Annotated in this window: 23 protein-coding genes, 1 riboswitch and 1 other annotated feature (1 of these 25 running past the window's edge); of the genes, 4 read left to right on the plus strand and 19 right to left on the minus strand. The window is 41.0% G+C overall.

Annotated elements, in window-relative coordinates; genetic code table 11:
- Positions 1-144: a binding site (T-box leader), on the minus strand (it extends 121 nt beyond the left edge of the window).
- 45 nt (positions 145-189) lie between these two features.
- The 4 genes from E0485_RS15655 to E0485_RS15670 form a co-directional block, all read right to left on the minus strand.
- Positions 190-1920: a SulP family inorganic anion transporter gene (locus tag E0485_RS15655; protein WP_132419004.1), complete on the minus strand. Its 1731-nt coding sequence runs from the start codon at positions 1918-1920 to the stop codon at positions 190-192.
- Between the two features lie 169 nt (positions 1921-2089).
- Positions 2090-2419 carry an ArsR/SmtB family transcription factor gene (locus E0485_RS15660; protein ID WP_132419005.1) on the minus strand — a complete coding sequence of 110 codons (330 nt, stop codon included), beginning with the start codon at positions 2417-2419 and terminating at the stop codon, positions 2090-2092.
- Positions 2420-2616: 197 nt separating this feature from the next.
- Positions 2617-4248, minus strand: a complete 1632-nt coding sequence (locus tag E0485_RS15665; protein WP_132419006.1) for a hypothetical protein — start codon at positions 4246-4248, stop codon at positions 2617-2619.
- Between the two features lie 235 nt (positions 4249-4483).
- A complete protein-coding gene (locus E0485_RS15670; protein ID WP_132419007.1) occupies positions 4484-5206 on the minus strand; it encodes a hypothetical protein in 723 nt (240 codons plus the stop codon).
- A gap of 115 nt (positions 5207-5321) precedes the next feature.
- Here E0485_RS15670 and E0485_RS15675 point away from each other — a divergent pair, with 115 nt between their 5' ends.
- A complete protein-coding gene (locus tag E0485_RS15675) occupies positions 5322-5810 on the plus strand; it encodes a metal-dependent hydrolase (RefSeq protein ID WP_132419008.1) in 489 nt (162 codons plus the stop codon).
- A 164-nt stretch (positions 5811-5974) separates the two neighbouring features.
- On the opposite strand, the gene E0485_RS15680 is transcribed toward E0485_RS15675, so the two are convergent.
- Together E0485_RS15680 and E0485_RS15685 are read right to left on the minus strand one after the other, a co-directional pair.
- On the minus strand, positions 5975-7351 hold the full coding sequence (locus E0485_RS15680; RefSeq protein WP_132419009.1) for a hypothetical protein: 1377 nt from the start codon (positions 7349-7351) through the stop codon (positions 5975-5977).
- 255 nt (positions 7352-7606) lie between these two features.
- Positions 7607-9289, minus strand: a complete 1683-nt coding sequence (locus tag E0485_RS15685; protein ID WP_132419010.1) for a hypothetical protein — start codon at positions 9287-9289, stop codon at positions 7607-7609.
- Positions 9290-9545: 256 nt separating this feature from the next.
- Here E0485_RS15685 and E0485_RS15690 point away from each other — a divergent pair, with 256 nt between their 5' ends.
- Complete coding sequence (locus E0485_RS15690) at positions 9546-10319, plus strand: hydroxypyruvate isomerase family protein (RefSeq protein ID WP_132419011.1); 774 nt, start codon at positions 9546-9548, stop codon at positions 10317-10319.
- A 27-nt stretch (positions 10320-10346) separates the two neighbouring features.
- Here E0485_RS15690 and E0485_RS15695 read toward each other — a convergent pair whose 3' ends face one another.
- From E0485_RS15695 to E0485_RS15710, 4 genes are all read right to left on the minus strand, one after another.
- Entirely contained in the window at positions 10347-11234 is an 888-nt protein-coding gene (locus E0485_RS15695; RefSeq protein WP_132419012.1) for an EamA family transporter, read from the minus strand.
- 100 nt (positions 11235-11334) lie between these two features.
- Positions 11335-12090, minus strand: coding sequence for a succinate dehydrogenase iron-sulfur subunit (gene sdhB, locus E0485_RS15700; protein ID WP_132419013.1), 756 nt, complete (start codon positions 12088-12090; stop codon positions 11335-11337).
- Between the two features lie 2 nt (positions 12091-12092).
- Positions 12093-13853: a succinate dehydrogenase flavoprotein subunit gene (gene sdhA, locus E0485_RS15705; RefSeq protein WP_132419014.1), complete on the minus strand. Its 1761-nt coding sequence runs from the start codon at positions 13851-13853 to the stop codon at positions 12093-12095.
- Between the two features lie 64 nt (positions 13854-13917).
- The gene (locus E0485_RS15710) at positions 13918-14565 is read right to left on the minus strand and encodes a succinate dehydrogenase cytochrome b558 subunit (protein WP_132419015.1); all 648 of its coding nucleotides are present in this window, start codon (positions 14563-14565) and stop codon (positions 13918-13920) included.
- Between the two features lie 195 nt (positions 14566-14760).
- On the opposite strand from E0485_RS15710, the gene E0485_RS15715 reads away from it, so the two are divergent.
- On the plus strand, positions 14761-15660 hold the full coding sequence (locus E0485_RS15715; protein WP_132419016.1) for a LysR family transcriptional regulator: 900 nt from the start codon (positions 14761-14763) through the stop codon (positions 15658-15660).
- Positions 15661-15752: 92 nt separating this feature from the next.
- Here the strand turns inward: E0485_RS15715 and E0485_RS15720 are convergent, their stop codons facing one another.
- The 4 genes from E0485_RS15720 to trxA all read right to left on the minus strand — a co-directional run bounded on the left by E0485_RS15720 (position 15753) and on the right by trxA (position 20601).
- Entirely contained in the window at positions 15753-16421 is a 669-nt protein-coding gene (locus tag E0485_RS15720; RefSeq protein ID WP_132419017.1) for a potassium channel family protein, read from the minus strand.
- A gap of 35 nt (positions 16422-16456) precedes the next feature.
- Complete coding sequence (locus E0485_RS15725) at positions 16457-17809, minus strand: TrkH family potassium uptake protein (RefSeq protein ID WP_235857595.1); 1353 nt, start codon at positions 17807-17809, stop codon at positions 16457-16459.
- An 88-nt stretch (positions 17810-17897) separates the two neighbouring features.
- A riboswitch (cyclic di-AMP (ydaO/yuaA leader) is annotated at positions 17898-18098 on the minus strand.
- Positions 18099-18264: 166 nt separating this feature from the next.
- Positions 18265-20151 carry an excinuclease ABC subunit UvrC gene (gene uvrC, locus E0485_RS15730; protein ID WP_132419018.1) on the minus strand — a complete coding sequence of 629 codons (1887 nt, stop codon included), beginning with the start codon at positions 20149-20151 and terminating at the stop codon, positions 18265-18267.
- A gap of 138 nt (positions 20152-20289) precedes the next feature.
- Positions 20290-20601, minus strand: a complete 312-nt coding sequence (trxA, locus tag E0485_RS15735; RefSeq protein WP_132419019.1) for a thioredoxin — start codon at positions 20599-20601, stop codon at positions 20290-20292.
- A 226-nt stretch (positions 20602-20827) separates the two neighbouring features.
- Here trxA and E0485_RS15740 point away from each other — a divergent pair, with 226 nt between their 5' ends.
- Complete coding sequence (locus tag E0485_RS15740; RefSeq protein WP_132419020.1) at positions 20828-20974, plus strand: YqzM family protein; 147 nt, start codon at positions 20828-20830, stop codon at positions 20972-20974.
- Between the two features lie 85 nt (positions 20975-21059).
- On the opposite strand, the gene dnaI is transcribed toward E0485_RS15740, so the two are convergent.
- The 5 genes from dnaI to E0485_RS15765 all read right to left on the minus strand — a co-directional run bounded on the left by dnaI (position 21060) and on the right by E0485_RS15765 (position 25651).
- Positions 21060-22007, minus strand: coding sequence for a primosomal protein DnaI (gene dnaI / locus E0485_RS15745; protein WP_132419021.1), 948 nt, complete (start codon positions 22005-22007; stop codon positions 21060-21062).
- Positions 22008-22046: 39 nt separating this feature from the next.
- The gene (locus E0485_RS15750) at positions 22047-23582 is read right to left on the minus strand and encodes a replication initiation and membrane attachment family protein (RefSeq protein ID WP_132419022.1); all 1536 of its coding nucleotides are present in this window, start codon (positions 23580-23582) and stop codon (positions 22047-22049) included.
- 105 nt (positions 23583-23687) lie between these two features.
- The gene (locus E0485_RS15755) at positions 23688-23966 is read right to left on the minus strand and encodes a YuiB family protein (RefSeq protein WP_132419023.1); all 279 of its coding nucleotides are present in this window, start codon (positions 23964-23966) and stop codon (positions 23688-23690) included.
- Between the two features lie 204 nt (positions 23967-24170).
- On the minus strand, positions 24171-24452 hold the full coding sequence (locus E0485_RS15760) for a hypothetical protein (RefSeq protein ID WP_132419024.1): 282 nt from the start codon (positions 24450-24452) through the stop codon (positions 24171-24173).
- A 2-nt stretch (positions 24453-24454) separates the two neighbouring features.
- A complete protein-coding gene (locus E0485_RS15765; RefSeq protein ID WP_132419025.1) occupies positions 24455-25651 on the minus strand; it encodes an NAD(P)/FAD-dependent oxidoreductase in 1197 nt (398 codons plus the stop codon).
- Positions 25652-25727: the final 76 nt, after the last annotated feature.

Here is a 25727-nt window from a genome sequence, read left to right on the forward strand (position 1 = left end):
GACTAGGCTTACTGATCACAATCAATGTTCAGCTTTGTTTCTCAGAGATGATTTTGGGCTGTTACCTGAACGCTGGCTTTCAGCAATGCACCAGCTCTCTGAAGATCAGATCTACAACTTACTCGTTCTCGTCATCAAATTTATCAAGTTGTTAATTATTGATTTTATAACATACATATGATCGGGCTGTCAAGAAGTTGAACGCTTTGGTTCTATATACGATAATTTTGTACACTCTCGGAAAGCAAAATGCTTGCAGCCCAAGCATTTATTCTGATCCAATTGGAACAGCGCATAATCAATCGCATCGCCCGTATGTTCGAACAAATGCTCCTCACCAATCAGTGTATACAAACCTGTTTTCTTTAATACCTCTAGTGGCTGCGGTTGAACCCCTGACATCAGAAGGATCCCACCATGTTTCTGAAAATCCTTAACGAGACTAGTTAGATTAGCCTCACCTGTTGTATCCATAAAAGGTACTTTGCCCATGCGCAGCAGCAGAACCTTAGGTCGTTTATGAATCGTATCCATAATCGATTGCTCAAACATACTCGCCGCACCAAAAAACAAGGGTCCTTCAATCGCGTAAATACCGAATTGCGGACAATCATGACCTTCTGTTACCATATGAGATTTCATTTTCTCATGTTTTGTGTCAGGATCAGGCAGTACCTTGGCTACTCGCATTACATCACTCATGCGTTTAACGAACAAGATAACAGCTAGAATTAAGCCTACTTCAACAGCGGTAGTCAAGTTTGTAAATACCGTTAACACAAACGTTATGAGAAGTACGAGCGAATCCGTCGTCTTGGTTTTTAACACATGAGCAAATTGCTTACGTTCACTCATGTTCCAGGCAACGAGCATTAGAATTGGAGCCATGCTTGCCAAAGGAATTCCTGATGCATAGGGTGCAAACAAAATAAGCACCAGAAGAACGACGATACCGTGTATGATACCAGACATCGGTGACACCGCACCGTTTCGGATGTTAGTTGCCGTCCTTGCTATCGCGCCAGTTGCGGGAATACCGCCAAAGAGTGGTGTTACCATATTCGCAATCCCTTGTCCGATCAGCTCCCGATTACTATTATGCCGACTCCCTGTCATGCCATCTGCAACAACAGCCGATAGCAAAGATTCAATACCTCCGAGCATCGCGATAATAAATGCAGGGCGAATCATGACCTCAATCCGTTCCCATGTGATTTCTGGAAAATGAAATTGCGGCAAGGTGCTTGGAATGGCCCCGAAGGACGATCCAATCGTAGCAACTTCTCCTTGGAAGAACAGAGCCGCAACAATAGTGGATACTAGCAGTCCTAACAGAGAACCTGGAACTTTCGGTAGAAATCTTGGTGTAAGCAAGATGACAACTAAACAAATCAAGGCCGTAACGACGCTATAAATATTCGTTGTTCCCAGATGCATCACAATCTCTTTCATGTTAGGCAAGAAATTTTCGTGTTTCTCAATTCCACTTAGTCCTAAGAAATTGGCAATTTGTCCGCTGAAAATAATAACTGCTATACCAGCAGTGAATCCGATCGTTACAGGACGAGGAATAAACTTAATCAATACGCCAAGCTTGAATACGCCCATCAGAACAAGCATTATTCCTGCCAAGAATCCAGCAATCAGTAAGTTCTCGTAACCATATTGATTGACGATAGCAAAAAGGATCGGAATGAATGCCCCCGTTGGGCCGCCAATTTGAAATTTAGAGCCCCCTAATAAAGAAATAAGAATACCCGCTACGATTGTCGTATAAATCCCATATTCAGGCTTAACTCCTGCGGCAATAGCAAAAGCCATCCCTAATGGAATGGCAATAATACCGACGATTAAACCCGAAATGAGATCTTTACGAAAAGCAGCCGCATGGTAATGTTCAAATCTTCCTGCCCACTTCATCTTTATACCTTCTTTTATTCATATATTTGATTATTTGAATATATAAAATGTACTCCGCCCTCTCGGCAAAGTCAATTGCTAAATTTACGAAGAAAAAAAACACTTGTTATTCAAACGCAAAAAACAAGGTGATCCTTAGTAACGCCTCATGGATGCCCTTGTTTTACATTTAAGACTCTTGTCTGATTACCTCTAGGATGGAGATAGCATCAACAAGATGATTGTCGAATATTTGCTTCGTCACAGCTAGCAGGTCCTTAATCAGAGGATCGCGCAATGAATAAATAACGGAAGTACCTTCTTTTACACAACTGACCACATTCTTATTTCGTAAAACCGATAATTGCTGTGATACCGCGGAACCTTCAGAACCTAGAATGCTCTGAATTTCGTTAACGTTCTTATCTCCTTCACAAAGAACCTCAAGAATTCGAATTCTCATCGGATGCGCCAACGCTTTATAAAAATCAGCTTTAAACTGTTGGATATTGTTATTCATCGCGTACGCTCCTTCAATCATTATACTTTTGAATATATGAATATAATACCACAACTCCGTTTAAATATCGTGCAAACCCGTTACGCAAAAAAAAGGAGGACCTTGCCAACGGGGCAGGTCCTCAAGGTTTTATATTAAAAGGGGGTCTTGTTTATTATATTACGCCATGAACATTATGGTACCATAACAGGAATATTTCATTTGTGAGACAAATTACTTGCAGATGTGTACAAATACTTGCCATCAGCTGATACGAATCGAGACCCGGTTATAACTAAAGTTCCTAAATCATAATTTACTTCCACTCTGGTATCAACATCGAAAATTCTGAGCGTATGTTCGCTATCATCACCTTCTAATCTAACGATACGATGTGAGTTTGGAATCCACATTTCCCATGGCTTATTCAGTATACCTTCATATGAAATGATGCGCCGCTCACCTTCGTATATGCCGCCTGAATAGATTCGATATTGCCCATCGTCCGAAGGGACAAAACCAGCCTGATAAATAGGCGGAATAATTTCAGTTTTAGGCGGTTCCCACTTAATCAGTTTTTTCATATTCCAATTATACCGATACCGAACTTCTCCATCCTCTGGTTTCAATGCATTTACAAATAAATATACATCCTTGCCATCATCAATAAATGGGTGTAGATTAGATTCTTGCATTGAGGGATAAGGAATTCGTCCATTGATCACTTGGCTGAGGGTTGTAATTTGACGAGTTGCAAGCTCAACAATCGTTAAATCTAATTTCTTACCCTCTTGCGGTTCCTTAGGCCCTGTAATCATAATAATAAACCTATTATCCTTGGAAAATGAAGCTCGGTGTACGTAATCTTTCAATTGGAATTGAACAGCGGTATCAATAGTTGGCAACTGTGACTTAAGAGCAGCTTCATTGTCATAAAAAAATCCACGATGATCTGCAACAAACGACCCGCTTCCTCTGTAATCCTTGGTTAATTGAACTTCAAGTGGATAATCCTCATACGTACCCATCGTTGTGTCATAAAGACTGTATACGGATGATGTCATACGGTCACATCCACAGTAGTCGATTACTCTAGAGAGCATTACATAACGACCATCACGATCCACACTTTGAATCAGATAAGGAATTTCAAAAGATGTTAACGGCTTCATCTTACTCGGCTCATCTATTGCTACTTGCCACCATTGATTAGGTTCAGCAACGTTTCCAATAAATCGATGAAACTGAAGCATTTGACCATCATAAGTCATAGCCCCATTCAAATCAAAATAATACATATCCTTGACGTTAGGGATCACTTCTTCTTGAGATACCCGAAACTTAACATGAAGTTGATAATCATTTGACCAGTGTAATAGCAGTTTGGGATATATCTGCATTGCATCACTAGTATCTATTTTCTTAAGCGACTGTTCAACAGAAACACGATTCATTCGATTTTTGAAAAAAATCGTAATGGATTCATCACGATTAGGAACAATGACAGACAATGAATCCTTTATCATTCTTGGTTCAGAATCCAATCGAATCAGTGCTTCTGTATCCTCAGGCCAATCAGTTATAATTGGCTCTTCCTTCACTTCCACGGCAAATGCTTGTTGCTCTTCTATCGTTACTTCTGGAAAGGGAGTTGGACTTGGGCTACTCGATGGTTTCAGTGGTGGAGAACTAGGAAACATAGTTGAGGTTTCAGAACCAATAGGGATTAAAGTTGGTGCGGGAACTGAACTAACATGATTCATCGAACTAAACCATAACGTTCCTGCAATTATGGCACCTACGACAACAAGCAAAATAATGATTCCACTAAAATTGTGCCGCTTATTCACCTTCTCATACCCCTTCAACAGAAATTTGAAATATATCCCAATTATATAGACGAGAATAGCATAATAAAGTTGTATGCCTGCACAAAAAAAAGGAGGACCTTGCCAACGGGGCAGGTCCTCAAGGGTATATATTAAAAAAGGGGGTCTTGCCTATTATATTACCCGATGAACATTATAGGACTATAACAGGAATATTTCATTTGTGATACAAATTACAAGCAATAAGAAAATAGGATTAACGATATGACTGTAGATCTGTACCATTCCAATAGCGCTCGTCATATACCGAGAAAGGTACATCGTCCTCCTTCATTTTTATCAAATAGCCAATAATTAAATCTTCTATGGATTTAGACTCTAACTCCTCTGTTTCAAACTCACCATTTATTAATAATTCTGAATTATGAGGAAGGGTTTTGTTAATATTCATCTTTAATTTACTTTCCTCTATCCTGCTTAGTATATGTTGATTTAAAAACGGTTGTATCCATTCGATCAAATAATCCTTATCTCCAGAATTAATAAACTTGGATTCATAAACTAATTTCTTGTCAGCCTCATTATAGTTTAATTGAGTATCCCCAATTTTTATTACTATGCCTGCTTGAGTCAAGCTTCGAAACGCGGCAAGAACAGATCCATCTTTAGCTTTAATATAATATAGAACTGCAGGATTATTAGCTATTGGGGGATTATCCTTTGCTTCAATTCTTACTTTCCACACCTTGATATCTGTCTTCTCCTCCTCGGAATAAGCATACATCGATGTGGTTTCCGCATTGAATCGAGTCCATAGCCTTACTTCCTTATATCCCTCATTTAATGCTTGTTCCATTGCAATACTTTCTGCTTCTTCTTTAGGAATCATTATGTTGCTTGATTTATGAATATTGCTTATTATAATCAACCCGAACATATACAATGCGGTTATAAGCCAAATCAGATAAACTCTTCTCACACAATCGCCCCTTAAATATGATCTCACACTATAAATACGATCATATGTTTGCTATAATTAGCATCTGCATAATACACAAATACTGCTTAGATTAGAAATTGGAGTAGATCATCTTATGTTACAGAAAACACACAGTCTCGCAGGTTTATTAGCAGCGGAGAGCGTCGTCCTATATTTTAACGAACCTCTCATCTCTTGGGAATCCGCTGCACTTCTTATGATCGGATGTCTGGCCGGACCGCTTGCGGACATTGATAAGCCTGGATCGACGATTGCTAGAATCTTTTTCCCAGTATCGGCTTTATTACGATTTCTCAAAATCCGTCATCGTACACTAACACATTCACTAATCTGTATATTAGGGCTGTATTTTTTGCTATTACCGTTACCCCAAACTTATTTATGGGCCAGCTTACTAGCCTATGCATCACACACCCTGCTGGATCTATTTAACGAACAAGGTGTCGCGCTGCTTTGGCCGCTTAGAATGAAATTCCGATTAATTCCTAAGTTTCTTGCTGTTAAAACAGGCTCAGTGACGGAAAGATTAATTCAAATCTTCCTTCTGGTCAGCATAGTTCTGCTCCCCATCATTATTCGTTAACACTATAATATAAAAAAAAGAGGACCTCGCCAACGGGGCAGGTCCATAATGTTTTATATTAAAAAGGGGGTCTTGCCTATTATATTACGCCATGAACATTATGGGATCATAACAGGAATATTTCATTTGTGAGACAAATTGTCATATTAAAGGAAACATCATACTTAGTAAAAAGATTCACCTTTCGGAAGTATTTTATAAAGCTCCAATTTCCAATCAGGACCTAATTGTGTAAAATAAAGAGCATCTTTGTAACTAAACATCGCATAACTCGGTTCCTGCGTTAATAATACCGTTTGACCAGTTTCCGTATTTATAATATACTCGTGCGAATCGAAAGCATCAATTGCAGACTCAAAAAGCAACCATTTGGAATCTTGCGTAAACTGACTTTTGTCCAATTCCACGTTAGGTTTAAGAATTTGAAATTTATGATATCCGTCTGATTGAATTATTGTTTTTTCGGTACCAGTAAGAGGATCTACTTCATAAATATTAGGGCCTCTATAATCTAAGTGATAATAAAATCGATCCCCCATAAGATAGCTACTAACATAAGTTCCAGAATCAACCACCTTCCTCGACCACAAAACATTTCCTTTAGGGTCAAGTCCAACAAGACGGGTACCAAGTCTTATTTGTTCAATCTCACCTTTTTTATTTTTAATACTTTTAAGTTCTGACAATACAAGTATAATGGATTTATTTTGTAAAAAGTGCCATTGTGCAATTTCATTTTCATTCATTTTAAAATCAAATAATTTATTACCTTTAGTATCATAAAAATCTATGTAGTTATTTTGAGAATAAAAGTCATTTTTCCCACCAATTAAGTATATGCCTGCTGCAGAAAGACCTTCAGATTTAATTTCCTTCATTGTGAGGATATTACCCTGATCATCGATTTGATAAACAAAATTTATTGTCAACCCACTACTTGATAACATTGTGACTGTGCCATCATTATTTACATTAAAGTGATAGGATCTCTCAGATCCTGCCTTTAATTCTCTATTTCTTATGGAAGGAGAATAGCTGTTAATCTGACTTAATACCTCAGGTCTCAGTTTATCCCCTGTTCTTGTGTTAATAACACTACGAGACCATTTCTCTGTTCCATCCGGTTTTAAACAATGTAGAGTAGTTAAGTTTTTATCACTTACGGAGATATAATATATATTTCCTTTATTATCAAGTTGGAAATTTCTATATGAACTTTGGCTTAAATCGTAATAATCATAATCTTTCTTCCAATTGATATGTCCATCTAAAGTAAAAGAAATTATAGATAGCTTATTTGCTTTAATGTTATTCAAAGCCATATAAGCTGTTCCGTCAGGTGCTATTTTGGGCATATCACGCATAAATGGTCTTAGTCCATATAACTTCATGAGATCTAACTCCCATTGCTTAACTACATTTTCTGTAGTCGAAGAACTGTTATCCTTAGCAAATGTCTTAGCGTCTATCACAAATAAAAGGATAATCGATATAAATAACATAAAAACTTTCTTTTTGTTCGTATTAAAAACGGATATCATTTATGATCCCTCCAAAGTACTTCTAACCAATTAAGAAAATACTACCATTTGTTTGAATATTACGTCAATTAATGTCGAATATAGAGATGCCTTCTGATCTGGCACACAAAAAAAGGAGGACCTCGCCAACGGGGCAGGTCCATAATGTTTTATATTAAAAAGGGGGTCTTGCCTATTATATTACTCCAACAACATTATAGGAACATAACAGAAATATTTCATTTATGTAACAAAATAGAATACGCTTTCATAGGCTCATAGTGCATCCTTTGCTGTTAAATATACCGTCTTGCCATCCTTGGAGATCATAACAATCCGCGGGTTCAATAATGCCGTATTCGCATAATTCGTTTGCTGCATCGTATCTGCGTTCACGCGTACAATCGAGCCATAGGATGTAAGCTCTTTGCCTGCGCCAATTCGAGAAATGCCTAGAAAATCATGCGACTGCGGGATCCAGACACTTCCAAGTAACCCCAGCTCCTCATACAGCTTAAGCAATTGATCTTCATTCTCTTGATGCCGATATAGCGCATAATTAGTATACAGTCGATACTTGCCATCATCAGAAGACTCAAACCCTCTCCATTTATCAGGAGGGACCGTTAATGTCCAATTCGTCAGCTGCTGCGACTTCCAATTGAGTCGATAACGAATATATTCGTCTTTTTGATAATCATATAAGGCGAAGTATACGTCCGTTCCATCGTCGATAAATGAAATAGGAAATCGAGTATCATCAACTTGGCTTTGAGGAATACCCCCGCTTACAACCTCTTTAAGAACCGTCTCCTTGCGAGTCGTTAAATCAATCCACCTGATCGTTAACTTCGTCTCTGCTGTTGCATCTTGAGGTCCAGTGATTAAAATAATGGACTCTGCATCTCGGGTGAATGCTGCGCCATGTACAAAATCCGTCAAGTTAAATTCGATTATTGGATCGTTAACGGGAGCTTTCACACCTACAGCTTTAGGCACTTCATAGAAAAAACCACGTTTATCTACCCTGAAATTACCGCTTCCACGGTAATTCGTCGTCAACTGTATTTCAAATGGATAATCCGTCTTCTTCTGTTTTGTAGAATCGTATAAACTCAAATATTTGACAGGCTGAGCATCACACTCATAACAAGAATTGACTTTGCGATTTAATAAATAATATTTGCCTTCGAGGTCGAGCTTTTCAATGTCATAAGACTCAACAAAATCACTTATTTTGCTTAAACTCGATAAGTCAATTGCTGCTTGCCATATTTGACTTGGTTCTACCAAAGAGCCGACAAAGAGATGCCGATTGATCGAATAGCCATCTTGTCTCTTGCTGCCGCTTACATCAATATAGAATCGATCGGATAGATTCGGCAAAGTATCCACTTTAGAAGCAAGCACCTTAATATGCAGCTCCGTATCACTCGACCAATGCATCAACAGCTTAGGATACACACGGTACCAGTGATTACTCTGTGACATCTCCTTGATCTTATCTTCAACTGACTTGCGATCCATTGCATTCTGGAAAAATATCGTGATTTCCTCATCACGTTTAACTAGTGGCATGAATATAGTAGTTCTGATGATACGCGGGTCTGAATCAAGCCGAAATACGGCGTCCTTATCCCTCGTCCATTCAATCGTTGGAGGGTCTGCTGGCGCCTTCATCGCATATTCTGCGGTATAAGCTTGCTGCTCTTCCACCGTCGCTTCTGGATAAACGTCCGGAGCTGGCAGTGGAGTAATGGTTGGAATGGGAGAAGCTTCTACTGCAGGAGCAGTCGGCTGTGGAGTGTTGATTGCTAATGTAGAAGCATTGTCGGTCTGCGGAAGTTCTGCATTAGCCTTTAATTGATCTTGCTCATTCGTTATCAGCTTCCATGTAATAAGTCCAAGCAAAACAACAATAACGATGATTAGACCAATTAAGGTATTTCGATTTCTCAAGCCTTACACCTCTTTATCATCATATTAAAGCCTTTTAACTATATAAACTTACAAAAGCTCTAAATTGTTGCAATATTCTTAATTATTATCAAAAAAACCTATAAACACACTACCCAAGACAAGATTGCCGATCATTCTTATATGAATGATTAGTTAACCCTTGAGCACTTACTTCATGTATGAGATACTAGTAATAAATCTCATTATTCACTTATTTATTTTGTAAGCGATTCCATATTCTGATCCCAAGGAGGCTATGATGAAACATTCCTATTCGGTTTGCATGGATGCGGTTTTTGCAGGCTGTGACCTGAAATCAAGCTTAGAAGCGATTGCACAGCTAGGTATTCGTAATTATGAAATTTGGAGCTGGTGGGATAAAGATATTGATCTTCTAAGGCGTGAAACGGAGAGCTTGAATCTACATTTAACCGCCATGTGTACCAAATTTATTAGCTTAGTTAACTCAGCTGAGCGACATGCTTATATACAGGCTTTAAGTGAAACGATTCAGATCGCTAAACAATTGCAATGCACAACGATCATCACACAAGTTGGCAATGAAATCCCACGTCTCTCCAGAAGCTTGCAGCACTACAATATCGTCACAGGTCTAAAGGCTTGCGTTCCTTTGCTTCAAGCGGCAGGTATTACACTGGTCATTGAACCGCTTAATACACTTGTTGATCACCCAGGGTATTTTTTATGGAGCTCTGATGAAGCATTTGAAATCGTAGGCAAGGTGAATAGCCCGCATGTTAAGGTATTATTCGATATTTATCATCAACAAGTAATGGAAGGACATCTTGCGGCAAGAATTCAGCAGAACATTAAGCATATTGGTCATTTTCATGCTGCAGGCAACCCTGGTCGCAATGAGTTAGATTATGGGGAGATTCATTATCCTAACCTGCTTCGTACCATAGATTCGACAGGTTATAACGGCTATATTGGACTTGAATATATTCCGCTAGACGATCCACTCGAAGGATTGAAGCGATTAATAATAAATGATCCTGTTAACTCCTAGGAGTCAGCAGGATCATTTTATAATGAGTTAAATATGCACTGGACTTTGTTTTTTTTCACGAAATACTTTAAGCTGTGGAATCGCAATTCCGACGAAAATTAATAGAACCCCTACCCATTGCCAAGTGGATACATTTTCGTGAAGAACTAATGCAGAAGCAACAACCGCCACAGGCAATTCAGATGAGGACAAGATGGATGACAGTCCTGGTCCAACCTTAGGAACACCAACAATCATACAAGTGCTTGAAATAACTGTTCCGACTAATGCTAGCGGAATTCCATATTTCCATAATCCATCCAGCAAAGCGCCATCAATTAAAAAAGTTGGTGGATATACAGCAAACACAAGCAGCATGCCGCCCATGGACATTAACATCGTACGATTAAATGCAGGTACATTCGTTGCCACTTTGCCTGAAACAATGATGAATAGCGCATAAGTTACTGCGGATAATAGCCCCAGCACAATTCCCCATACACTAATTGCTCCAAATTCGCCATTGATCACATTTGCTGATAAGACAGTTCCGATCAATAGAATAATAATCGAAATTACTTTACCTGCACTTGGACGTTTGCGATTCGTGATTGCTTCTATAATGATTCCAATCCATGTAAATTGAAATAGAAGAACAATTGCAATCGATGCTGGCACTGTCACTAAACTTGCACCATATAAGATACCTGTACCCGACATCGTTGTACCAACTAACATCAGCAAGCCCGCCTGTTTCCAGCTTACCTTTTTGCGAGATACGATCAGTACAAGAATAGATTGCAGAATGAAGCCAAAGAAGAATTGTGCACCAATCACTTCATTTACTGTATAACCTTCAGCATAGGCGAATTTAACAATTGTCGATAGAATGCCGTAGAAACAGCCTCCAATAAAGACGAGAAATGCATAGATCATGAACTGACCTTCTTTCAGGTAACAAAGTTATAAGCCATACTAAAAAACACTTCTGCTACTATGAAGTAACAGAAGTGCCCTTTATCATAACATAGTTTAATTATACCGTGAACCACTTTTTGAAAAGATGCTTCGTTGTCGCTGCGTTCATTGCAGCGATTGAAGTTGTAAGCGGAATCCCCTTCGGACAAGAACGTACGCAGTTCTGCGAGTTACCACAGCCTTCGATGCCGCCATCTTCCATAAGTGCATCTAGACGCTCATCCTTATTCATTTCTCCTGTTGGATGGGAGTTGAATAGACGAACTTGAGAAATCGCAGCTGGACCGATGAAAGTAGTTTTCTCGCTAACGTTCGGACATGCTTCCATACATACGCCGCAAGTCATACATTTCGCAAGCTCATAAGCCCATTGACGCTTCGATTCCGCCATACGGGGACCAGGACCAAGATCGTAGGTTCCATCGATAGGAATCCATGCCTTAACCTTCTTAAGAGCATTGAACATCCGTGCGCGATCAACTACGAGGTCACGTACAACAGGGAATGTCTTCATTGGAGAGACACGTATCGGCTGCTCTAGGTTATCAACAAGTGCTGAACAACCTTGACGAGGCTTGCCATTGATGACCATCGAACAAGCACCACATACTTCTTCTAGACAGTTCGATTCCCAGTTAACGGGTTTTGTGTGCTGTCCATTCGCATTAACTGGATTGCGTTGAATTTCCATTAAAGCAGAGATTACGTTCATATTCAGACGATAGGGAACTTCAAACTCTTCTGTATAAGGAGTCGCATCAGGTCCATCTTGACGAGTTACGATAAACCTCACTGTACGAGCTGCTTCAGCCATGATTATTTCTCTCCCTTCTTCTTGTCTGTTGTGTAGTCACGCTTACGTGGAGCGATTAGCGAAACATCGACATCTTCATAAGAGATCTTCGGCCCATCTGGTGTCCAAGTTGCGATGGTTGACTTCATGAAGTTGTCATCATCACGCTCAGGGAACTCTGGCTTAAAATGAGCACCGCGGCTTTCATTACGCATTAACGCACCTGTAGTCATTACTTCAGCAAGCTCTAGCATATTCCATAGCTGACGTGTGAAGGAAGCGCCTTGGTTGTTCCAGCCTGATGTATCGTTAACATTAATTTTCGCATATCTTTGCTTCAAATCTTTGATTCTGCCAATGGTTTCTTCAAGCGTTTTATTGTAGCGAACAACGGTCATATTCTGAGTCATCATATCGCCAAGCTCTTTATGAATAACGTAAGCATTCTCCGTTCCGTTCATACGCAGAATACTGTCATATTTGGACTGATGCTTCATACGTTCACGTTCGAAGATTGTCGAGGAGATATCCTCTGCATGCTTCTTAAGGCCTTTGATATATTCAATTGCCTTAGGACCCGCAACCATACCGCCATAAATAGCAGATACAAGCGAGTTCGCGCCCAAACGATTCGCACCATGGTATTGATACTCACACTCACCAGCAGCGAATAGACCTGGAATGTTCGTCATTTGATTGTAATCTACCCACATGCCGCCCATTGAATAGTGAACAGCAGGGAAGATCTTCATTGGGATCTTACGAGGGTCATCACCCGTGAACTTCTCATAAATCTCGATGATACCGCCAAGCTTAACGTCAAGCTCTTTAGGATCTTTATGAGACAAATCAAGGTATACCATGTTTTCCCCATTGATACCAAGCTTCATATCGTAGCATACGGCAAAAATTTCACGGCTCGCAATGTCACGTGGAACCAAGTTACCATAAGCAGGATATTTCTCTTCTAGGAAATACCAAGGTTTTCCATCCTTATACGTCCAGATACGTCCGCCTTCACCACGAGCTGATTCAGACATCAAGCGAAGCTTGTCGTCCCCAGGAATAGCTGTTGGGTGAATTTGAATAAATTCGCCATTCGCATAGTTAACGCCTTGCTGATACACTGCAGACGCAGCAGTACCTGTATTAATAACAGAATTCGTTGTTTTACCAAAAACAATACCAGGGCCGCCTGACGCCAAGATTACCGCATCAGCTGGGAAAGTAACGACTTCCATCGAACGAAGGTCTTGAGCTACGATACCGCGGCATACACCATCATCATCAATGACAGCGCCAAGGAATTCCCAATGCTCATGCTTCGTTACAAGTCCTTCTGTTTCAAAACGACGAACCTGCTCATCTAGTGCATAAAGAAGCTGTTGTCCAGTTGTCGCACCAGCAAACGCTGTACGGTGATATTGTGTACCACCAAAACGACGGAAGTCAAGAAGACCTTCTGGCGTACGGTTAAACATAACACCCATACGATCCATTAAGTGAATGATGCCTGGAGCCGCATCGCACATTGCTTTAACAGGAGGCTGATTCGCAAGGAAGTCACCGCCGTACACAGTATCATCAAAATGCTCCCATGTGGAGTCGCCTTCACCTTTGGTATTAACCGCTCCGTTAATACCGCCTTGAGCGCACACGGAGTGGGAACGTTTAACGGGTACCAAGGAGAAGAGTTGCACATGCACGCCAGCTTCCGCTGCCTTGATCGTTGCCATCAAACCTGCAAGACCGCCACCCACGATAATTACTTTTGAGGTTGCCATTTATCGTTCACCTACCCAATAGTTTAATAATGTATTTCACGAATGATAACGGGAAAATCCGTTTCTACTTAATGCCTGCTGGAATTTGTTCAAACTCAGCACCTGTAAAGCTTACGATAGAAAGAATGAACATAACGGACATCACGACGAAAAGCAGCATGCAGATAATCGTAGAAACTTTCTGTGCGCGAGGACCCACTGTAAGCCCCCATGATACCAAGAAGCCCCAGATACCGTTACAGAAGTGGAAAGATACCATGATAACAGCCACGACATAGATCGTTAGGTATATAGGATTTGCAAAAATATCATGCATGGCCACACCAAGTCCTTGGTGATCGATATTGCCTAAAGCAACCTGTACACGAGTTTCGAAGACATGCCATGCAACGAACAGGAATGTGACAACCCCTGTAATGCGCTGCCAAAGGAACATTTGATTGCGGAAGTATCCATAGTTGATCGCGTTATGACGTGCAGTATAGGCAACATATAGACCGTATACAGCATGATAGGTTAGAGGTAACCAAATGAACAATAGCTCCAGAAAGAACACAAGCGGAAGACTATTAATCCAAAGGACCTTTTCTACGAATGCACCGTGGCCTTTAGTTGCGGCATAGTTCGAAATCAAATGCATGATTAAGAACGCACCTACAGGAACGATACCGAGCAAAGAATGGATTTTGCGAAATAAATAAGAATTGCTCATAAAGTCAATGACCTCCTTGTAAAAATTTCTATAAAAATCTGAATTTTTAGTGACGTATACATACTACCGCGTAATAGCTTATAATGGAAGTGCTGTTTTATTATAAATATTTATAACTTTCTTGCATAAGCATAATATGAGGGTTTTATCGTCCTTTCCTATCTTCCAAATCGCCAAAAAAGGAGACGTTCTATCGTGGAACATTGGTATTCCTTTGCTAGAATTGTAGAGCTTTCATCACTAAATAAAGCATCTCGTGTACTCAATATTTCTCAACCTGCGCTATCCAGGCAAATTATGAAGCTAGAAGAAGAGCTTGAAGTCAAGCTGTTCACACGCAAAGGGAAGCGCCTAGAGCTTACACGCGCTGGTGAGATCTGTTATGAGCATGCGTTGAAATTTATTCATCTGCAGGATCAACTAATGCGGAATTTGAAACAGTTCAAAGGCTCAGACAAGAACATTTCCTTTACCATTGGCGCTTCGTTAACAACGCTGCAATCAACTCTACCAGATTTATTGTCAGCACATCTCAATCGATTTCCTATGATCGATGTCAAGGCTTCAACAGGTAAAACGCATGAAATCGTGACGATGGTCAAAGACCGCAAAGTCGATATTGGACTTGTCGCCTCTTCTATTGAAGTTAATGGACTCATCTGCGACCCATTATTTGATGATCACCTTTGCCTCATTTTACCGATTGGTCATCCTTATGCGAATCAGCTAACAATTACAATTGATCATCTAAAGAGCTTACCGTTAATTCTGTTCTCGCGAGGGACATGGTATCGTGTGTTAACTGATGAGTGGTTCCAGCAGTATGACATCTATCCAAATATCAAAATGGAAATTGATTCATTCGAGGCCATCATAAGGCTGGTTGTATCCTGCAATGCAGCAACTCTACTGCCTCAATCCTATGTACGCGCACACCTTGAAGAAAATAACGAACTTGTTATTTGCCATTTTCCTGAGCTTGAAGCTATGAAGAGGACAACATCGCTTATTTTCCCACGTGATGCGATGGATAACGAAACGGTGCAATCCTTTGTCCACACAGCTAAAACCTACTATAGCTATCAGAATGAATAACGAAGGATTGCCTCAAGTGGCACACAGCCAAAAGGCTCCCCCTAGGCAGAATCTGCGTTTGGGACAGCCTTATGTAACCAGAGCTTATTCAGTTATGAGCTGCGTTCCAGATCATCTTCAAATTTCTCAATACCATCATTCTTGCCAATGACAACCATCAAATCATCCATTTCAAGCATATCCGTTGCAGAAGGAGCAACGATAACACCGCTTTTCTTAATGATTGCCACGACAGAACAACCATACTTGGCGCGTGGGTTCATATCATGAAGGGTATTTCCACACATTTTTTGAGGTACGGACAATTCTGCAATCGTATAGTCATCTGACAGCTCTATATAGTCAAGCAAGTTAGGCGAAACAAGCTGATGTGCTACACGAATCCCCATATCCCGTTCAGGATAGATGACGCGATCTACACCTATTTTTTGCAATACTTTACCGTGAAGCTCCGATAGTGCTTTGGCAACTACCTTCGTAACCCCTGCATCCTTCAAGACAATGGCCGTTAGAATACTTGCCTGCATATCATTGCCGATCGCAACAACGACACAGTCAAAATTACGAATACCTAATGAGCGCAGCACTTCTTCTTCCGTGCAATCCGCAACCACCGTATGCGTCAGTACTTGACTCATTTCATGAACTCTTTCTTCATTAATATCGATGCCAAGCACTTCATATCCGAGCTTAACTAGCTCACGTGATAATGAGGAGCCGAATCTCCCTAATCCAATTACTGCGTACTGTTTCTCAATCATGGATGTTCCCCTTCAATCCTTTCCTGTAAACCCATTTATCCTATAGTAATTTTACCCTCTGGGTAGCGAAATAACTCTTTATCATTTTTGGGCCCGATAGCAATAGCTAGCGTTAATGGCCCAAGCCTACCTATAAACATCGTCAGTAAAATTAAAATCTTACCTACGGTTGTTAAACTAGCCGTTATGCCCATCGTCAAGCCAACTGTGCCGAATGCTGAAGTAACTTCGAACAAGATAGCTAGGAACGAGCGATCCTCCGTCGTGGATAATACCATGGATACAATAATGACTAGCCCTAAGGCAAATAAAGTTAAGGTTACGGCCTTCAAAATACGGTCCTTCGCTAAACGATTATGAAATAATACAATATCCTCTTTCCCCCTAATCATTGAAATTAAGGCACCCATCAGGACAGTAAAGGTCGTGGTCTTGATCCCGCCCCCTGTTGATCCAGGCGATGCACCGATAAACATCAGAATGATCATAAAGAATTGCGTTGCCTGCCTTAGCGAGCTAAGATCAACCGTATTCGCCCCTGCAGTCCGCGTGGTTACCGATTGAAAGAATGAGGCTAATATTTTGCCACCTACATCAAGCGGACCCATCGTGCTCGCATTCAAATATTCAAAAATAAATATGATCAACGCACCAAACACGATCAAGAATCCTGTGGTCGTGAGCACCACTTTGGTATGTAAAGAGAATTTCTTAAAAGACTTCTTCTCCATGACATCTGCCATGACGATAAATCCAATACCTCCAAGAATAATAAGCGCCATCACAACCACATTGACGACTATATCATTCGCATAGCTCGTTAGAGAGCTGAATTCACCTGAAATGGATCCAAACAAATCAAAGCCTGCATTATTAAACATCGAGATTGCATGAAATATCCCAAAGTAGATTCCCTTGGATACCCCTAAGTCAAACGACCAGCGAATCGATAAAATAACTGCTGCGACTCCCTCAATCGTAAAAGCATACAAAGCCAGCTTGCGGAATAAACGGACAATCCCTTCCATGGAGCCTGCATTTAGCGATTCTTTGAGAAGCAGGCGCTCTCTTAACGAAATCTTCTTACGAAGGGCTAATGCAAACAGTGTTGCAAAACTCATAAACCCAAGACCACCGATTTGGATCAGACAGATGATAACGATTTGCCCAAACATCGTGAACGAGGACCCTGTATCAACAACAACAAGCCCTGTCACACAAGTAGCAGAGGTTGCTGTAAATAATGCATCAACAAATCGAAGCGATTCTCCGCTTGTTGAAGCAAATGGCAGCATAAGCAAACAAGTTCCGACCAGAATAATAAGTGCGAACCCGATGACTAAAGTTTGAGAAGGCGTTAACCGCTGTAGAATCGTGTTTAGTTTCAATCAAGACTCCTCCAAGTCACCTAAATGAACATATTATCCTCCAAATGCGCAAAAAAAAAAGACACCTCGAAACAAGTGTCATTAGTAAATAAACTGACACGAAGCCTACGAGGTTAGCTGACGGATTCGGACGGCAGTTACGCCCTAATTGATAGAAGATCCTCCATGCTTATGGATCCTTCTAGCAACATTCACCCCTATCGAAACGTATTTGCTCATGGAAAGCAGAATTATCGCTTCTTGGTTGGTTCCCCCGTTTTCTAATTTAGAAATTCGGCTTATTCAATTGATTCTTATTGTAGCTCTTCAAACATAAGGATACAATGACGTAATTTACGAAAATTAGTCAATTTAAGGATTCCATAGGTTGTTTTCTTCATGAAACATTGGCTTTATCCTTGAATAACACTTTTTTCATCTATTTGCTAGTTATTTCTTTATTATTCTATTCGGAATCACTTTTGATCCGCCTCATCTTTGGGTTCATTCAAGGCTTCCAAAATTTGCGCCGCAAGCTTATCCCCGATTCCCACCTCGCGGAAATCAGCTACACTTGCTTCCTTTATTTTTTTCAGGGAGCCAAAATGCTGCAGCAGCTTCTTCCGACGCTTCTCACCAATACCAGAAATCGAATCAAGCTGCGAGGTGACCATATTCTTGGAACGTGTCTGTCTATGAAAAGTAATCGCAAATCGATGCACCTCATCCTGAATGCGGTGCAGCAAATAAAACTCCTGTGAATCCCGTGGTAATTGCACCACACTTGCAGATTCCCCCATCAGCAATTGAGAGGTCTTGTGTTTCTCATCTTTCTTCAATCCACAGACTGGAATATAGAGCCCGAGCTCATTCTCAAGCACATCTAATGCAGCCGAAATTTGCCCCTTGCCGCCATCGACGATAATCAGATCGGGCAGCGGTAAATTTTCTTTGAGCACGCGCTCATATCTGCGGCGAATAACCTCCCGCATCGATTCATAGTCATCTGGTCCTTGCACAGTTCGAATTTTATATTTGCGGTACTGCTTGCGATCCGGCTTCCCGTCTGTAAATACAACCATCGCGGATACTGCGTCCACGCCTTGAATATTCGAATTATCGAATGCCTCAATACGCGACATGTCACTGATCCCTAACCAGTTGCCAAGACTGCTTGAAGCCCCTGTTGTACGCTGCTCATTGCGCTCAATTAGTCGGAACTTCTCTTCAAGCGCGACCTTAGCATTGCTTATTGCCATATCAACGATCTGCTTCTTAAGTCCACGCTGAGGGAACTGGACCTTGACATTAAGCCAACTTTCAAGTGAATGTTTAATCTCCTCTACATCAATCATCTGTGATTCTGCTGCAGCATTATCGTGACTATCCGATACAGGAGGCATCGGCAAGAAAATTTCCTTCGGCATTGCTGGATTTTCGCTATATACCTGGGAAACATAAGAGATGAAATCATCATATTCTTCTCCATAAAATGGAAATAAAGATACATGCCGCTCAATCAACTTACCGCTCCGCATATACTGAATTTGCACGCTCATCCAGCCCTTATCGACGCTGTAACCGAACACATCGCGATCCACAGTATCTTGCATATTGATCTTTTGTTTCTCCATCACGACTTCAATATACTGGATCAGATCGCGAAGCTCTTTCGCGCGCTCGAATTCAAGCTCCTCTGACGCAGCGAGCATTTTCTCCGTCAGCTCCGCTTTAACCGCTTCATGTCCGCCGCTTAGAAAGCGGACAATCTCATTCACCAGCGCCTCATTCTGCGCTGCTGTGACCTCATACGCGCACGGCGCGAGACACTGCCCAAGGTGGTAGTATAAACACACCTTGTCAGGCAGTGTCCTGCACTTGCGCAGCGGGTAGAGCTTATCCAGCAGGCGCTTCGTCTGCTGGGCAGCAAAAGCATTCGGATAAGGGCCGAAGTACTTGCCCTTATCCTTCACGACACGCCGCGTCACTTCCAGACGCGGGTGCTCCTCATTCGTTACCTTGATATAAGGGAACGTCTTATCATCCTTGAGCCGCACATTGTAGTGAGGCAAATGCTGCTTGATCAAGTTGCATTCTAAAATAAGTGACTCCATATTGCTCTCGGTCACGATATATTCAAAGTCACGGATATCCATCACAAGGCGCTGTGTCTTCGCATCATGCGATCCTGAGAAATAAGAGCGAACCCGATTCTTCAGAACCTTCGCTTTGCCGACGTATATAATGGTGCCTTCTTCATTTTTCATCAAATAACAGCCAGGTCGATCTGGAAGCAGCGATAATTTGTGCTTAATCAGCTCTTTATACTGCTCGTCTTCCCGCTCATCCGCCTTTTTCGTCATAGGACTTCATTCACACTCCTTCTCCATAGAATAGCATGAAATGGCAAGTAAGTAGAAACCTAAAAAAACTCTTTACCCACCAAGTGGATAAAGAGTTCAAAATCGAATTGATTTTATATAGATCGATTCGAGAATCGATTATTGGTGACGAGCAAGCAAGCTCTTAAGAGCGTCTTTGGATTGTACGCCAACTACTTTATCAACGGGTTGGCCGTCTTTGAACAAGATCAGAGTTGGAATGCTCATTACACCAAAACGAGCAGCTGATTCAGGATTATCGTCAACGTTTACTTTTGCGATCGTAGCAGTAACTTCTTGAGATAATTCATCTAGTACTGGAGCAATCATTTTACAAGGTCCACACCAAGGAGCCCAGAAATCCACTAATACGACGCCGCCGTTTTCTACATCAGCCTGGAATGATTGGTCACTTACGTTAACTATTGCCATTTGTATAACCTCCTAAGTCTGTTATGGAACAAACAATCTACTCCATAAGTATTTACATTATATAGTTCAATAATTACTAATTATATCATATACCTATCTAAATTCAAATCGTTAAACTGTGAGTTACCTCATTGAAGTTCTTACAATTGTCACTTCTATTCCTTTACAATAAACCATTATTTTGAGTATACTGATAATAATGATAAGTTCGCATGGAGGTATTACAATGAGCAAATATAATCATCCCGAACAACATATCAATGAAGAACCACGTCATGATTTTGTTGATTTAATGGTTGGTTTTGGCGTATTTTCTGGTGTTTTGACCGTTATTTTTGTTGGAGCAGTAGTCGTTAAACTGCTAATTGGCTAATACAAACTTACATACTCGAACAAGAAGAAACGCTACCCTCTTTCTAGAAGGAGGTAGCGTTTTCTAAATACCTTTTCAAGACTATTTATCCCCTTTTATTCGTTCCCAGAACTTCTACAGTTTGTACAAAAGGTCGAATCCGTTCCATCAAGCGCTGTCCTTTTTCCTCTTCTCCGCCTTCTTTTGCCGTAAATGAAAAATGCTTCTCCAAGCTTTCTAAGTTATAATTAGAGGTATAAAAGGTCGGCTTACGGTTCATCCGATAGTTGAGAATCGTACCTAGAACATGATCGCGAAGCCATGGATTCAAATTCTCTGCTCCGATATCATCAAATACGAGCAGATCAGTTTCTTTGAGCGCCTCCAAGGTTTCTCTAAGCTTCTGACTATCTCCGAACATGCTCTTCAAATCTTCTACGAACTCAGGCATATACACAATTGCGCTTGTGTAGCCTTCCTGAGCTAGCTTGTACAGCATATAACACATGAGGAATGTTTTGCCCGTTCCAAATGATCCGTATAAGTAGAGCCCTTTATTCTGAAGGCCTTTCTCAACCGTAAGGTCAACATACTGGTTAATCTGATGCACCGCACCAATACGATCCAGATCTTTTTCAAGAATATCGCCAAAGGAGAATCCATCAAAGAACGCTTTATCATCCATATAATACGTTCGAATACGGGATCTGAGCAGTTGCTTGGCATTCTCTGCAATTTGCTTCTTGCATGCGACCTTCGTCTCATGGATATAGGAACGATCAAGCGTCTCTACCTGCAATAATGTATAATGGCCCGTCAGATCATTAGGACAGTTCTCTAATCCAGGACAGTTCGAGCATGTCCGAAATTCTTTGACATATTGATAGAGCCGATTCATATTCAGCTTCAACGTTAAGTCATCCACCTCAGGATACTTCTGTCTGAATTTCTGAATAAGCGGATCTTGCAGCAGCTCCTTTACGCGTTCTTCACTATCTTGAATTGGCTTGGAATTAGCTGCGAATCTTTTTAACACACCCGATAATGACTCCATTTACGATCACCTCCTGCTTTGCTCTATTCCGTTTGTTCTTTATTTGAATTTCTCATCCAGTTTGCGTGCTAGCTTACGCATCTCTTCCAGTTCTTGCTCCGTAGGCTTATTGCTCATGCCGCCACTTGGCTTAACAATCGGAATTTGTGGCTTCTGCTGATTTTTCGCCGCTCCACCTGTTCTTACCCCGGTAGTTCGACTCCGATTCTTAGCTCTTGCTGATGCTTCTCGTGCACTTGCTTCTGCTTGCTGCCTTGTTCGAATTCGATTGCGTATATATTCAACAGCCGACTCAAATGAATTGACCTTCTGCTTGCCAATCATGTCCGTCGCCAAATTCTTGATCGGGAATCGCTCCCATAGTTTACCTTCAACACTGATAAAATGCATGAGAACATTGATGACTTCATCAGGTAATTTATATAATGAATTCAATTCAAGAAAGGCTTCACGCACATCTGGCGTTACTCCCCCCGGAAAATGAAGCTCTAATACCTTTGTATAAGGTAAATTGCGAAGATGTAAATTATAGCGATGAGGGTCGTTATATTGACTCTGAAGCAATGGCGGAATATCAAGCATGTATTGCTCCTGAACCTGATGCATCAAGGTTAACTTCTCATCACTTATGTCTACATCCTGAGCAATTAGCTCATCCTTCCGGCCAGCGAGAATAGCTCTGCGATCACTTCGTTTTTCCCTTTGCAAATAGATCAGCTTCGCTTCTTCTTCAAGTCGCTGCTTATGTAGGACACCCTTCTCATCAAACAACTTCGAGGAATCAAGCACATATCTTAAATCAGCTAGATCCAAATCATACTTGGCAGCAACGAAATTCAGCAAAAATAGCTGCTCAGGCTTTTGATCCAATGCTTCGATATATTTGCGATTTTCCATGAAGTGTGGAATTCCTAGTAATATTTGATCAAGCGTATATTTAGATGTATCTTCAGCATGCGAATCGCGTGAAATTGTTGCTTGGCTTACTGCCGCCTCTTGCATCATTTGTTCCATTTCGGTATCTGCTGTGTAAGGGCTGATTCGGAATAAATCAAAGAAGGCTGATGTAATATCTTCACATTTACGATCCTGATACCATTTAGGCTCTGGCGACCATAACTCTTCACGAATCGTATTCAGCATATGTTTGCCTACACGGTCATGAAGCAGCCAGATCAGATGATCCGTTTGGAAGAACTCATTAGGCGATAAAGGCATGTACAACAAGTATTCATACATATAATCTTCTTCAAAAGGATCCTGCCTGCGCATCGTTTGCAGCAAGCCGACAGCTTCGAGCTTGGAAGCAAGCTCTAGCAGGGCTGCCCTTCCACGTTCACCTTGCTCCAAATCAAGATGAAGAAATAGCTTGCGCTGCTGTTCCAGCGATGAATAGCCAGCTTTGTCAGGAGGGAGCATGCCGTACAACGTTAGATAGAAGGATACAGCTAACCCGCCGATCATCGGTTGGTATACGCTAGTCAGCATCTTCTGCTGCAGCGGACTGATTGCAAAGTCTCGAAACACACAATAGCGATGTTTCTCTGTAAATTGCAGCATGTTTGAGATTTTCATAGTCTCTGCATCTTTCCTCTCTTCAAAGTCTTAATATCCATCTTACCACAAACTCCGACTTCAAAGACAAAAAAAAGCTTCCAAATGAAATGGAAGCTTTGGGAATTAGAACATTTTGTAGCCGCCTTTGCGAAGCTTGCTTATTGCAGCTCCACTTGCATAACCGCCAAGAAGTCCACCGATCCCCGGAATAATATCAATGATGGTGTACTTTCCTAGTTGCGCTGGGATGTCGCCCCAACCTTGATAGATCACATAAATAGCAACAACGATGATGTACAAATAAATAGGGAACCATGTTGTTTTGATCAACATGTTAAGAATGAAGCCAATTCCGAATACAAGCACGAAAATGAGCACAGTTGCAATAGCTGCCTGAATCATATCGTCATCTCCTCTCAATCTATTATTTCAATAAATGCTAATATAAACAAAATTACAATAACTGTGACTAATTTTATAGTAAGAACACATCAAGGTAAAGTGTCTACAATATGAACATCTCATACCCTGGTGATCCTATACGCTTGTTTACGCACAAAAGGCTTCCCCTCAGCAGAATCAACTACTAAAGGGACAGCCTCATCTTCATTCATCCTCGTTGTCTTCATCTTCGAGCGCTTTAAGCTCAGCTTCTATCTGTGCTTTGCGAGCCAAATATTCTTCCGTCTCGCGGTCACGTCTCCGACTTTTCTCCTTCAGACGTTCAATCGCAGGAAGGATGAGAATATCGATTTCCTTTTGCACAATTTGTACCAGATCGTATCGATTCTGTTCTTCCAAATAATGACCTACATCGAACAGGGCGTTATACCGATCCAGCTCCGGCCTTGTTAGAAGTCCTCTAACTTGAACACTGCAATGTCTCATAATTAGAACAGCTTTCCTTTACGAAGTACTAATCCTACGCCGCCAATGATGAAGAGGTATCTGATATCGATCACTTTCTTCATAAATGCAGCTGCGAATCCCTTAATTTTCCGTGTGCCAATAATGCCGATTGCTTCACCCTTGCCTAGGGAGGCAACTGTACCTTTATTATCATATTTAAATTTCTTCAATTGACCGCCACGAATCGAGGCAGCTAAGTTAAAAGCACATACAACGCCTTGTTGCATCGCAATTTGAGCAGTTGGCGGATAAGGACGCTCATTCTCCGGATTAATCATGAGCGAACAATCACCCAGAACAAATACATTATCGTGACCTGGGATACGTAGGAACTCATCCACTTTAATTCTGCCACGCATCGTCTCAAAGCCTGCTTCATCAAGCAAATGATTACCACGAATACCGCCAGTCCAGATAACTGTAGCGGATTTGATGAACTCATCCCCAGCTACAAGTACGCCTTCTGCCGTACATTCTTTAATAGCTGTGCCAATTTTGAATGTTACACCCTTAGCAGTTAAGACTTCCATTGCATATTGTACAAGCTCAGGATCAAATCCCGGTAACGCAGTGGGTGCTGCTTCAATATTATATATTTTGACGAGAGATGGATTCACATCATACTCCTTGCATAGCTCAGGAATACGATCTGATAACTCACCAACAAATTCAATGCCAGTAAAGCCAGCTCCACCTACGACGAAAGTTAAATATTCTGTATGTTCTGGTTCACGCTTATATTTAGCGAATTGATACTCAATATGATCACGAATATGGCGAACCGAATTGATGCTGCGGATATTAAATGCATGCTCCTTAAGCCCTGGAATACCGAAGGTTTCGGTCTCACCGCCAAGTCCGACAACTAAGTAATCATAAGAAAGCGTACCTTCAGTCAGAATCACTTTCTTCTCTTCTGGATTGATTTGTACAACTGTCGATTTCACAAAATCAACCTTGAATTCATCGATTAGCTTGCTGATGTTCACACGGGAACTCTCAGGATTGCCAGTGCCTGCCGCTGGAATATGCAGAGATGTTGTAATATAGTGATAGTCATGCTTGTTGACAAGCGTTACATCGGCTTCATTATAATTAAGTGTTTTTTGCAGACGCTGTGCAGTCAAAATTCCGCCGTAACCTGCTCCTAAAATAACAATTTTCGGAATTCTGTTCATGGTATGTTTTTCTCACTTCCATATGGTATAATTTATTTGAATTATGTGAAAAATTACACATATTGCTTCGAGAAAT

The sequence above is a fragment of the Paenibacillus albiflavus genome (assembly GCF_004344915.1).
GTDB lineage: Bacteria > Bacillota > Bacilli > Paenibacillales > NBRC-103111 > Paenibacillus_AM > Paenibacillus_AM albiflavus.